7 protein-coding genes are annotated in these 12,625 nt (G+C 63.8%); all 7 read right to left on the bottom strand.

Features of this window, described 5'->3' with window-relative positions:
- Positions 1–3: 3 nt before the first annotated feature.
- Positions 4–1,092 (bottom strand): trypsin-like peptidase domain-containing protein, encoded by a 1,089-nt coding sequence (locus tag AC3CCE_RS18910; RefSeq protein WP_352512056.1) that lies wholly within the window; start codon positions 1,090–1,092, stop codon positions 4–6.
- A 10-nt stretch (positions 1,093–1,102) separates the two neighbouring features.
- Entirely contained in the window at positions 1,103–3,760 is a 2,658-nt protein-coding gene (locus AC3CCE_RS18905) for a metallophosphoesterase (RefSeq protein ID WP_352626196.1), read from the bottom strand.
- Positions 3,761–5,377: 1,617 nt separating this feature from the next.
- Positions 5,378–6,046 (bottom strand): effector-associated domain EAD1-containing protein, encoded by a 669-nt coding sequence (locus tag AC3CCE_RS18900; protein WP_352626195.1) that lies wholly within the window; start codon positions 6,044–6,046, stop codon positions 5,378–5,380.
- Positions 6,043–6,441 (bottom strand): caspase family protein, encoded by a 399-nt coding sequence (locus AC3CCE_RS18895; RefSeq protein WP_352626194.1) that lies wholly within the window; start codon positions 6,439–6,441, stop codon positions 6,043–6,045. Before AC3CCE_RS18895 ends, AC3CCE_RS18900 begins: the two co-directional genes overlap by 4 nt.
- 31 nt (positions 6,442–6,472) lie before the next feature.
- Positions 6,473–8,950 (bottom strand): GAP1-N1 domain-containing protein, encoded by a 2,478-nt coding sequence (locus tag AC3CCE_RS18890; RefSeq protein ID WP_352512058.1) that lies wholly within the window; start codon positions 8,948–8,950, stop codon positions 6,473–6,475.
- Between the two features lie 18 nt (positions 8,951–8,968).
- Positions 8,969–10,756: a TRAFAC clade GTPase domain-containing protein gene (locus tag AC3CCE_RS18885; protein ID WP_352626193.1), complete on the bottom strand. Its 1,788-nt coding sequence runs from the start codon at positions 10,754–10,756 to the stop codon at positions 8,969–8,971.
- Positions 10,757–10,759: 3 nt separating this feature from the next.
- A complete protein-coding gene (locus tag AC3CCE_RS18880; protein ID WP_352626192.1) occupies positions 10,760–12,100 on the bottom strand; it encodes a GTPase-associated system all-helical protein GASH in 1,341 nt (446 codons plus the stop codon).
- Positions 12,101–12,625: the final 525 nt, after the last annotated feature.

Raw genomic sequence — 12,625 nt, 5'->3', positions numbered from 1 at the left:
GCGTTACCCCGCCGTCAGATGCGGCGTCACGCGGTTAGCAATCAGGCCGATGGGCACGCCTTGATTGTAGCCGGGTGAGCGCCAGTTCGGATCGCCGAGATGGTGCAGCGCGAGCAGTGTCCAGTCCATGTCGAAGCAGGGTGACCCCGACGAACCATGCTCGGTGTTGGTTGCGTAGCGCACGCGTGTGCCGTTGGCGTTGACTGCGATAATCGCATCGGTGTCGAGGGCGAAGCTGACCGGTTCGGAATCCGGATGCTGGACGATGATTAGCGCGCCATGCGCTGGCAGAGGCGGTTGTAGCCCCGGCATCGGCACGAAGCCGCGCGGACCGGCGGTTGGTGTTGCGACAGGTTGCGCGCCGATCGGCTCGGCGAGACGCAGCAGGGCGAAATCGAGCTCGTTGAGTCCAGGCATTGTCGCCTCCGGCGTGTCGTCGAGTTCGGCCTGCGTCGGCGGGGACTTGTCGACGAGCCAGCCATCGCCGGCCGCGAGCGCGACAGCGCGGCCCTGCTGCACCGTTCCGTCGGCGAGGCGCTTGTAGTCGAATACACATTTCACGCTGGTGGCGGCGCCTGGCTCGGCAATGACCGAGGTCAACACATGATAATTAGTGAGTACCAGATCTGGTCCAACGAGAAAACCTGTGCCCTTCGGCGTCGGGCCGATATCGACGCGGCAAACGCGCGCCTGCGCCTGCGCCTCGCCGACTCGCCAAAGCTCCATGTTAAGAATCTTGAGCCTCGGCTTCACCACGGCTTCAAGCGCAGCGCCAGCCGGCCCCGCCGTCGTCGTTCGTAAGCTTGCCTGCAAAGTCGTCGGCGGGCGCGCGCCATAGAGCTTGTCGAGGCACTGCCAAACTTCGACGCGCGAGCGCTCTGCATATGCCTCGCGCACGAGATCGGTCACAATTCCGCGATTGTTAAAATATTCAACAAGATGGAGAGCACGATTGTTCAGATTGCCTTGGGCAATGATCACGTCGAGTTTTAAGTCAAACTTGATCAAGATGAATTCACCGAGATCATTCTCGGTGAAGGTCGCAACTATAGCGTCCCGGACTTCGCCGATCTGTGGACCCGTCAACTGCATCGTCGCCCCCTCAAATCGCCTCGCCAAACATGCGGACAGCCACACCGTCGCGATCCTCGAAATACTCGGCGGTTCCCTTTCCGCCCTCCTTCAGCGTAAGAATTGCGAAGCCGTGCCGGTAGTACCTGCCGTCATGCGAAGCCTCCGTGCCAGCGATGATCTTCGGCGGGAAGCGCACTTCCTGCAACGGCTCGTAGGGGTCGTCCTCCACGAAGACCGGCACAGCGCTATGGCCGAGGCAGCGCCCGCGCTCCAACCCGGAAAAACGCTCGTAGATGCCCAGATTGTGCTCGTGCCCCCAGTACCAAGCTGCGACGCGGCTGCGGGCATCGCCGAATCCGTCGAACATAGCGAGGAGCGCGGGGTTCACCGGGTTCGCCTGGCCGCGTTCGTCCTTCGGCCCGATGCGCGAGAAGGCCGAAAAGAGCTGGTGGTGCGACATTAGTATCGTGCGTCCGCCGAACTCGTCGATGCGCCGCTTCAGCCACGACTGCTCGTCCGCCTCAATAAACGTCACGACATTTTCGACGTCGACCGGGCTGTAGTCGTGTTGGCCAGTGTCCATCGCCAGAAGCTGCCAACTCGAATCCGCTCCGCGCAGGCAGAAGAAGCTCGCAGGCTGCACGTAGGGCGCACGGTTGAGGCGTGCGATCAGGCCGTAAAATCCGACGCCGCCGCAATACATGTCGTGATTGCCGGCAAGCGTGAAGACCGGGATGCGAGTCTCCTTCGGCCCAAATGCCGTTTCCATCTCCTTCTCGAACTTGATGGCGCACTCCTCCGGCGTGCCGGAATAGTAGATGTCGCCGAGATGGATCAGCATGTCGGGGTTTTGCGCCTTGACAAGGTTGAGCAATCGCCGGGCCGGTTCTGCGCCCGTGCCCCAGTCGCCGATCATCCCGACGCGACAACCGGTCTGCATCGACATCACCGCCTCGCCGGCTTGCTCTGGGGTCACATAAGCAGGCATCGGGCGCTCGCCAAACATGCCGAAATACTTGCGATACTCGTTGATCGTCGTCGCCCAGCCCGGATCGCACTTCCCAGCCTCCATTTCCGCCTTCAGGCGTTCGAGCTCAGCCCCATCGCCTAACACTTTCGCACGCAGCATTTGCATAGCCAGCGAGGCGCAGCGCTTGCCGTATTCGACCGGTGTGAGCGACTCAAGCGCGCGCCTCTCGGCGGGAACTTCCGTCAGTCGCGCGTATCGCGTCGCAGCGACGCTTTCGGCGGCGAGGATGATCGCGGCATTGGGAGGAGCCGCCAGACCTTCGACGGTCGTCGCCTTGCGCGCTACCTCCTCGGCAATCGATTGGTAAAGCGACAGGAAGGGATCGCGGAAGGTTAGCGGGCCTTCGGAGAGCGCTTTTATGTCGCGAGGCGCCTTCGGCAATCTCGGAGCCGCCAGCGAAACGACATCGGCGAACTTCTCGGTCCTTGCCGTGGCGCGCGTCGTCACGTCCGCCGTGGGGTCGCCCAGGGCGACGGTGATCTGTAGTGGAACTGTCACGGTTACCGCACCGCCGGCCGGCTGGGGTGCGAGTAGTGGCGACTGCGGCGGGGCGGAAGGCGCCCCACCGCTTGGCGCCTTCTCAGGGCCGCCCACATCGCTCATTGTCCACCACCGCCGATAGATGTCGCCGCCGTGGGTGGCCGGGGGCTGGAAATTCACGCCGGCGTCTATGACGCGCGGGTCCTTCGCGAGGTCGGCCGTCGGCACCGCGTAATTAGCTTCGAGGTACCGGCCCGCAAAATGCAGCGCAACGATTTGACCACTTGCGATGTGGATGACAGCCGAGCCGGAATTGCCACCAAGCGTCGAGGCGTCGTGCGTCGCAGCGTCGACCTCCTTACCAAAGCTCTCGACGCGGGTGCGCGGCTTGAGAAAGCCGGGCTGAAGGCGCTTGACGTTGAAGACGCCGCCGAACACGGCGTTCTGCACGTCGGCGTTGTTACGTGGATCGAAAGCGGGATAGCCGACGACTGCCACCTCAGTCGCCTTCACGCCCTCGGCGAGATAGTCCTCCGGCGCGCGGACCGACAGTTCCATTGCGCCGTGGCCATTGCCGAAGCCCTCGACCTCGAGGATCGCCATGTCCCAATAGGGATGGATCATCACGACCCGGCGGACGTCGATGCGCACCGCTTTCTCAGCTGGCGTGTTGCGCTCTTGCAGGAAATCGACCCCGGCTTTTCCACCAGGCCGGAAATCTGCACGTGTACCGAGCCCGGCTGCGAAGATCTCGGCAACATGCCGATTCGTCATCAGGAGCTTTGAACCGACTACGAAGCCGGTGCCGCCATAGGGAAGAAACGGATGCTCAGGCAGCTCGATACGGCCAATCGAAGAAAACCGCTTGCTAAGCCGGGTCTTTACGTCGTCGGCATTGAGATCCAGCCAGAGTTCGTGCGCGACCGTATAGGTACCGTTTTCGATGAAAACAGCCGGCCGCTTGTCGGGAAAAACGATCGCCTCAAGCGCGAAACGCTCATGCGGTGCGAGCGGCTTGCGTCGCGCGAGCTTGACGACTGCTCTGCGGGCGGTGTCGCGCTGCGGTTTCGTCCCGATCGTCTCGGGCACCATCTCCGCCGCCCTTTCGGTACTTTCGAGCGCGCCGCCTTGTCCGATACTTGATAGATAGAGTCGTACCTTTTCGTCGTCAGCCATGGCTCACTCCTGAGTATAGGCTGCGGATTTGTTGAATTGCCCGCCGCGGCGAGCCATTCTCGAACAGCAGCGTCCCGCTCGCGGAATGCCAAGGAACAATCGAATCTTTCCGCTGCCAGAAGAGGGGTTGGATAAATTCTGCGAAGGCCAAATCAAAATGGGTCGGTAGACACCAAATGCAGGATGCGAGGATTTGGCTTGCGGCCGAAATCGTGGACTACTTTCCTCCCGAAAAACATCGCGCATGCGGGCCAGCGCCAGAATTCCACGCCCGATATTCGGAAAATACCCTTTTCGGGACCGCCAATAGATGAGAAAAATGTGCGATGGAAATGCTAGAAAGGCTTGAAAATAAAAAGCAATACTCGAATATCCAAGTCGGATTCTTGAACCAAATTCGTTCCGGAATGTACTGAAATCCAATGCCTCTGAAAACATTGCGCCACCGAAACGCTAGATGAAGGAATGCGATTAACGTATCTTGAAACTTTCTGTCCTGCAAGAGAAGTGATAGCGTCAAGTATACTTTTGAAATAGTTTTCGTGCGTTGGATACAAGGGTGACGATGCCGGGACCACGGAAGCTACCCTCCAGCGCTAACCCGAGCATTCAACCCCGCCTATTGGAGTGCAAGATGGCCTGCATGTGCTCTTCAAGGGTCGAGCGCGTCCCGCGCCTCAACTGTCAGCAGGTACTCGGCCTTGGCTCAGCGGTCTTCCCGGCCAATCGGATGATGTAAGCAAATGGTCAGCAGTGCTTCCTGTTCATTCCGGCCCCCCCCCTTCTGCGGTCGTGGCAGTTGCTGCCCGCTCGGACAACTCCCGTGGATATCGCGGTGACCTCATGGGGTTTTGATCTGCGCCTGCAGTCCCCTTAAAGTACCTTCTCTCCAGCAAACCCAGGTCCAACGACGGTCGCAACGGGGTGAAGGCAAGAAGCGTACGCCGAAGTCCGGCAGCGATCGTGTCCTTGCCTATGATGAGTTCGGCACAATCACAGCACTGGTGCAGCGGCCCGCGGCGGCGCCCCGAAACGCGATCACATAGTCTGCTGACAAAACGTATCCGCCCGCAGTTGCTTCTACGGCCTGTGGCTGAACAATTGAAGCCCAGAAAACTCGCCGGTTGGAAGGGCTCACAATCAACCTCCCGCCCCTTCTGCCGACAAACTCGGCGTTGGTTCCCCCATGCCTTCCGGCGGCGATCTCATCCGCGTTGTGTGGTCAAACTCTACCAACTGCCCGCCGACGGCCGTGATGGATGGGATGCTTCCGTTTCGGCTCAAAGTCACAACGAGCACTTTGCACCAGGAGCGCCTGTTCCCGGACGCCTCTTTCGGCTGTGCTTTGGCAAATAGCTGCAATTAGATGCTGGAAGGAACCACCGCTTTTGACCCCACGTCGATTGCTTTCTTCAGTTGTGTCGTAGTTGATGATTTACCGCGCCATCCTCTGTCTCTTTCCTCCAAGGCTACTCGCCGCCGCCAATAGACAGGTAAAAAAAACGGCGAGGCGATCATGCTCGTGGTATTTCCCGCCAACTGCGTCGTTTGCTTGAGCATGTCTGAAGCTGAACTTCTGTCGTCCTGCCTAACGACATTGGCTCGAGGCCGAGCGGATTAGCGCAACGCCTTGAGCTCGCGGTGGGCAGGGAATTCGTCCAGCGCCGCGTCGATCAGGCCCTCGCGCGAAATGCTGCCGCCACCGCCCAGGGAGATCAGGCGGAGCGCGGCGAACCACTGCGCTCGTCCGTTGCCGCTCAGCCTAAGGCGCGAGACGTCGCCGCCCGCTCGCAGCCAGATGTCCTGGTCCGTCGGGCCGAGCGGGAAGAGGTCCGGCATGATCTGCTCAAGGTCTCGGTGGCGCTGATTGACGCCCGGCGAAGCCGACTTGGTGCCGCCGAGCGCGAGTGCGACGGGGAAGTTCTCCTCAAGGTCGCTAGCCTTGAACACTGGGTGCTGTCTTCCCGGGACGGACTGCCTGACTGTCTCGGACACGTGGTTGAACAGGTCAAACACCCGGATGGTTCCGTCGCTCGCGGCGGTGGCAGCGCCCTTGAGGCCGGAGAGCATTGCGGTCGTGAACACGCTGTTCCGCTCACTTCTGAGCACCAGAGAAGTCTCGGTCGCGCGCGACGACGCGAGCACAACCCGGCCGGTCCCCCGCGCCAGTTTCCGCAGCGACTTCTCGTTGAACCCTTCGCCGATCCCGTCCTCCCCATCCTCGCCCAGGCCTGACTTGAGCGTGGCGGTGCCGGCGGCATGGCACGCGTCGACGACCAGGATCACCCGCGGCGCTTTGATGGCGGCGATCGCGGCGGACAGCTCGGCCTCGCCGAGCGACGTTCCTGCGACGTCCGTGAGCTTGCATCGTAGGGGACGAGCGCGCTCGTCGCCTCGGCGCCACTGCCGATGCGCGCCCCGTGGCCCGAGAAGAAGATCGCGACAGTGCCGTCGGCGGTCGCGGTCGCCGCGAGGTCGGCAAGCGCTTTGCGGATGTTTTGGAGCGTAGACGCGTCGTCGGTGAGGACAGTGACGTTGGCCTCCGGATAGCCGCAGTACGCGGACGACTTGAGGGTCTCGGCGGTGTCGAGCGCGTCATTGAGCACCGCGGCGGGAAGACCACCGACCGCCTCATAGTTGGCAACGCCAATAATCAGCGCTCGGCCTTGGTCGAATTTCATCAAGGACTCCATCGGTGTCTTCCGCCGCAACTCAGTTCCGGAACAGCGGGTCGTTGGCCATTAGCTTAAGGTTTGGATTATCGGGGAAGTCAGCGCGCATCTGCTGGATCAGCCACGAGACGCGGGGTTGCCTCCCGTTTTGGATGTCGCGAATCGCACCACGCCAACGCTCCTTGCCGGTACCGTGGTGACGAAGGTCGGCGTCCCGTCCGCCGGACCGTTCCCACAGCGCGTCCTGGTCCGGCCCGTTCGGAAAGAGTTCGGCGGCGAGCTCGGTAAGCACGTCCCACTTCTCACTGGCGCTGACGGGCGAGAGCCCGAGGAACCAGCGCTCGACGATGCCGATCAGGCCAAGGCAGTGGCGGAGGACCGGCGCGACGTCGTTCCGGCCGGCCTGGTAGATCGAGATCAGGTCGTCGACGATGTCACTTCGTCCGCGCGATGCGAGGGCCCGTCCGAGCAGGTCGGCATCGCGAGGGGTGATCGACCGAACCGCGCGGACCGCGGTCGAGACCCACCGCCGGAAGCGCGGGTGGTCGAGCCCGCCGAGTCCGTCAATCACGTGGAGACCTTCCGCGAGCCTCCCGCCCGCGAGGCGAGCAAGGAGCTGATCGAGCCGCGGATCGCGGACGATCCGTTCAACCAGTTCAGGCTCGATCACGGTGCTCGGCTGACCAGATCCCGCGCTCGCGAACCAGGCGTCAGTCGTCGCCGCGAGTAACCGTTCCCGGGTGGCCGTCGGTACCTTATCCCAGATCTTGCTCCTCCGCGGGTAAGTCGTCAGATCTGCAAGCGGCGATGCGGACAGGAGGTGGAGGAGTTCCGCCGGCGGCCTGCCTCCATCGATCTGCTCGTCGAGAACCTGGTTGAACGCCTTCCGCGGGTCCTCAGGCCCGCGCCACGCTCCCATGTCAGCCTTGAGTGCTGCCACCCAAATGCGCCGGTTAGGGGCGGTTGACATGTCCCGCGTTCGCAAGAGCGTCGGGTCCTTCGCCACCGCCTCGCCCGCGATCGTGAGCAACCGGGCGTCGGGAACGCTGTCCACGGCGTCGAGGATATCGCCGGGCTTCGCGCGGCGCATCGCGAGCCGCATCGCGGTGACATCGGCACCCGGTTCCACGGCGCTCTGGGCGCTCGCCGCGTCAGTGGGCTTCATGCTCGCCGCGGCCGCGATGGCGTGCAGCCGAAAGAGCTTGTGCTTCGCGGCAGCAGCGATGATCGGCTTCGCGGTGGCCGTGTCCAGGTCTGTCGGGGCCGCGGCCTCAAGCGCGTCCAATCCCTTCCGGTCGCTCGCGACCAGCGCTACGAGCGGCGGGGAGACGCGGTGCTCGGCCTTCGCCCAGCGCCAGAATCCAGCGGCAAACTGGCCACCCGTCGCAACGGCCGAGCGGTCCAGGCCCCGCCTCGCGGCCTGGCGCCAGGGTAAAATGGCATCGTCGGCAAGCAGCGCGTCGCCGACGATGGCCACTATGTCGGCATCGTCTGAAGGAAGATAGTTGTTTTGTTCGAACCATAGCTCGAGCGCCTGCCAGACCAGGACGCTCGTCTCGAGACCCGGGAGCGTGAGGTTGCGCAGCGTCAGGATCTCCGATGGCTGAGCCGTCGGGAGTACTTCGACGAGACGCTCGACGATGGTGCGTTTCTCGACCTCACCCCGCTTGGGATCCGGCGAGAGCCGCTCGATCAACCGGGCAGCCGAGACAAGCCGCGCGACGGTGTTGGGCGTCGCGGACGCGATGGCGTGCGCCTGCTCGAGCAGCTGTAGCTCCTGGAAATCGTCAAGGTTCGCGCCGATCCTGTCGCCAAACTCCCGCAGCTCGGCGCCGTTGGCCGAGCCGTCGATGATTCCAGCGGCCTGGGGCCGCTCGGCGCCGCTCCGGCCAACGATCCGCTGCTGTTGTTGCCACCGCCCGACGAGGGAGGCTGGCGTGCAGACGATCGTCGGCTCCGGCTTTTCAGCCACATCCTTCGGTCCGAAGCTCAGCCGGAAGTAGAGCTTGCGCCGCAGGGCGGGCCACAGGCGTCCCCACAGCGCGACGATGAGCGTCTCAAAGCCGTCCGATCCGATGCGCACCACCGGGCCGGAGCCGCGGGTGACAAGCGCCTGCGCCGTGTCCGCAAGATCGGATGTCGCGGGCGGGATTCCCGGTACCGGAGTCACCTCAAGCGCCTCGACGGCTGCCGGTGCCGCGTCGAACGACGTGATGAGGTGCGCGAGCAGCGGGCGGAGGTCGTCCAACGCGGCGATCTCGTCCAGATCGCAGATCAGCGCGTGGGTGACTACCATGCCGGACCGGCCAACCGACGGATCGCTGAACGTCCGAGCGACAACGTACCAATCGCGTACGGCGAACCCCGACGTGACGGGCGACCAGTCGGCGCCTTGGGGCTCCGTGTCCGGCAGGTCTAGGCGCTGCGCCAGCTCGCCTGCGAGCTTGCGGTCGCCGCTCGCGTACCTCAGGGCGTGCCCAAGTTTGACGGTGCCGTAGATCGCCTGGTCGACGCGCATCCTCCGCTTCCCGTCCGCTTAGGCGCCGGCGTCGAGCAGGCGGTAGATCGGCAAGGCAAGGTCGCTGCTCTTCGTGCCGCTCGCCTCGACAACGTAGCCGAAGTGCTCGGGACCCTTACTGGCGTATTCAATGTCGCGAGTCGTGGGGCTGAGCGGGCGTTCGAGCGCGGAGAGGCCCATGATCAGCGGCTGCCGCCAGTTCGATTGCACGAACGCCGAAACGAGCGGCAGTCGCGCTTCCAGAGCCTCCGGCGGGGTTTGTGAGATCCCCGCCTCATCCCAGCAGGTGAGGAGGACGCCGAGGCGGGGGAGGCTGTGCGACGTGGACGTGGACCGATGGGAGAAGATGAGCATTTGGAGCAGCTCCACCAGCCTGGCTTGGTCGGAGGGATGGACCTCCCTGTTCTCGACCGAAACGCCCTTCAGATCCGCCAGTGGCTTGGAGAACATGTCGTCCCCGACGCTCGTCTGTTGGAGCCGGATAAGCAGCAGCCACGCGTCGGCCTCGTCGATGCGCTTTTGCCATGGGTTGGGGAGTCGCCGGTTCTCGATCACGGACTTGATCTGCTCGCCGCCATATTCAGGCCAGACCAGGTCGGCCTCGCGGCCGTTGGCATCAACTATCGGCCAGACGCTGTCGACGTTGACGGACCGTGCGGTGTGACCTGCGGCCCGCCCCTCGTCGAGGCTCTCGAGCGCGGCCTCGAAGGCCTCAAGGTTGGTGGCCGCGCCATTCATGCGCAGCGCTCCCGGGATCCGCATGAGGCGGCGGAGGAGCTGTGCCCCGTAGTGCGTTTTGCCGACGCCACTTTCGCCGATGAGGAGGATCGAGTTGGACGTCGGCTTCCTATTCCCGTGGATGAACAGGGGGTCGTCGGATGTTGATGGCGGCGGCGGCAGCCGTACGCCGAGCCGTCTGACGCCAATCGCCCACTGGAGGAGCTCTACCAGCCCAGCGCCCTTGTTCAGCAGCGGATCGCCGTCGGACGCCCCGACCACGCTGACCGAGTGCTCGACCACGTCGGACATCGCGTCGGTGACGGCACCGCGGACGGCCTCCTCCATCTCCGGAGGAATGTCAACGTCGGACTTGGTCCACACGAGAGCGACGGGACGGCCGTCCCGTTCCGCGCCAAGGCGCTTCGCGATGCGCTGCAGCGAGCCGCGCGCCGTGCCCATCGATTCGCCGGCGAGCGCATCGCGGTCGGCCACGATCATGAAGGCGTCCGCGTTATCCGACACCCAGCGCGCGCCTGCCCCCTCCTCAGAATCCCTGTTGATAGCCCATCGCTGAAACCATTCGCCCGGCGCGTCGGAGAAGAGGTAGTCGATCGGCCGGCCGCCGTTCTCGTCGCGAAACGTCAAGTGCAGGAGCCCAGGCGCCCTTCCGCCGCGACTAGTCGTGTGGGCGGGGAAGCGCGGCGGCTGCCCCGGCGCCCACCGCATCGAACCCGCGACCGCCTCCCACCCGGAGAGCGTGTAGGATCCGGCGAACAGATGGCCCTTGGTGCCGGCCAGGCCTCGACCGAGCAGGAGGTACCATGCCGCGAGCAGGGTCGTCTTGCCAGCGTTCTGCGGCCCCACGACGCCGATGACGATGGGCTTGCCGCGCCCCGACACGAATCCTAGGTCCGCGAGGCCAAACGCGCTGCCGGACCACGGCATCAGCATCTCGCCCGAGAGGTCTTCGTCGGCTGTGTCGGTTACCTTGGCGCCATGCCAGATCGGGCACTTCGACAGGTCCGTGTGGCCGAGGTCGCAGCCGGTGTCGGGGACGAAGCACGTCGCCTGCGCGCACTTCTCCAAGGGTCAGCCCTTTTTCGCGGAGCGACGCTTGGCAGGCGAGGCGTCTGTGGCCGCCTTCGAGGCCTGGAGCTCTCGGAAGAGCCATCCTGCCCACGCCATTGCGTCGAGCTCGGAACTGGCCGGGACGCCGGTCAGCCGCTGGAAGTAGTCCGCGTTCCGTGCGCCGGTGTGCGCAGGGTGGCCGATCAGGGCAAGCAGTGGCCCGCGCCCGTCCGGCGCCGCCGCGAGGTTACCGGCGGCGGCTCGGAGCGAGGCGAGTCCGTCGTGGTCCTGGGCTTCAGCGACGAGGTCCCTCACGGGCCGCCTCCCGCCTTCCGCAGCACCCTTCAGGCGGAGGACCGTCTCGCTCAGGAACGCCGACACGCTCGCCGGCGAGAACAGCGGGACCGTTTCGAACAGGTCGAGCGCCATGAGCGCGGCGGCGACCGAGGGCGGAAGTTCACGGTAGCTTTTACCGGCCGAGGGCGAGTACAGCGCCTCGCGCCACCAGAGAAGATTGGTGCGGCGCTGGAGCCCGGCGGTGGCGGCGCTGATCAACTTTAGCGTGTCGTCAACGTAGCCGGAGACCGCTGTGGCCAACTTGCTGAAAGGCTCGGCCATGTCCGGTTGGCTGACTTCAATCTCGGACATGGCGGCGTTGATCGCAGCGGCGATCGCCGTCCCCGACCGCTTCCCGAATTCGTAGTTCCACTGCTGTTGCTGTTGCGGCCAGTGCGGATTGCCACCTGTCGCGACGCCACCTTGCTGAGGGTGGTGATACGACGGGCCAGCGGCCGCGGTCATGGCGTTCTGCAGGTCGGTCTGGGACGCCTCGCCGATCTTGACATCTGGTGCGGTCAGGGTCGGTACATGGTACTTCATCGGCTGGACTGATAAGGTCTCCGGCGTCGCCCACTCTTCTTCCGCCCGGGCGTCGACGCGGCGCTCGACCTGCTCGACGATCCCGACCCAGATGTCGCGCTCGTTATCGACGGGCAGAAGCGGGAGCGCATTGCGCGCCGACGCGATGAAGCACACGCCGACGCGGTCGTCCTCTGCGGCGGCATTGACCAGCGCGTCGAGCAAAATGGCGCGGATCACCGCGATCGGCGTCGCCGCGAAAGTGTTGCGGTAGGTTGTCCACCTGTTCTGGAGCGCTGCCAGCGCCTCCTGGACCACGGGATCGTCCTCGGGCGCGTTGGGATCGAACGCGATTAGGGAGTAGCTCAGCGCTTTTGATGGGTTCTTTTTCAGCGCGTCGCCGAGGTCCTTTGCGGCCTGCGAGAGCTTATCCAGCTTGGTGTCATCCCCTCCGATGTCGATCAGCCCCTTGTTCAGGAACCCTTGAAGTATGGCGTTGTCCACGCATTCCCCCACCCTGTACCGATCTCACTTTCTCTTAGCGGACCGAGCGACCAAACCAATACGAAATTATCTTCTATCCCGAATTAAAAGAGGAGGATTGATTCGTTCCGGATCGCCTATCGGAATAAAGTCGTCTAGCATGCTGCCGGCGTGGGCCTCTAGCGAAAAGTCTAGTGTGCAGCGACCAAACCAGTCGGGCATGAGCCAGTAAGCGGCTGACAATCGCTAGACTTGTCGAATTCCGCTATCACGAAATCACCTGAGCACGTGTTTCGCGACTAGTCACCCAATTGCCGACGGTCAGGCGTGACCTAGGCTAGGGACTTTTTGTCGGCGATCAATTGACCGCCGAACGGCCGCAACGAGGCGCATTGCTGCCATTGGGAACGCAGATGATGAAGGTCACAGTTGAGTTCGAACACCGCTTGCCGAAGCGATTTGGGTTGGGGGCAGAGAAGCGGTCCGGAAAGTCCTTTCACCTTAGATTATTGGGGCTCACCTCGCCCGTGCTCCCAGTGCGTGCTG

The organism is Mesorhizobium sp. P160187 (assembly GCF_057766425.1).
Note: the sequence above shows the minus strand (reverse complement) of the source record. Positions and strands in the feature narration are given on the sequence as shown.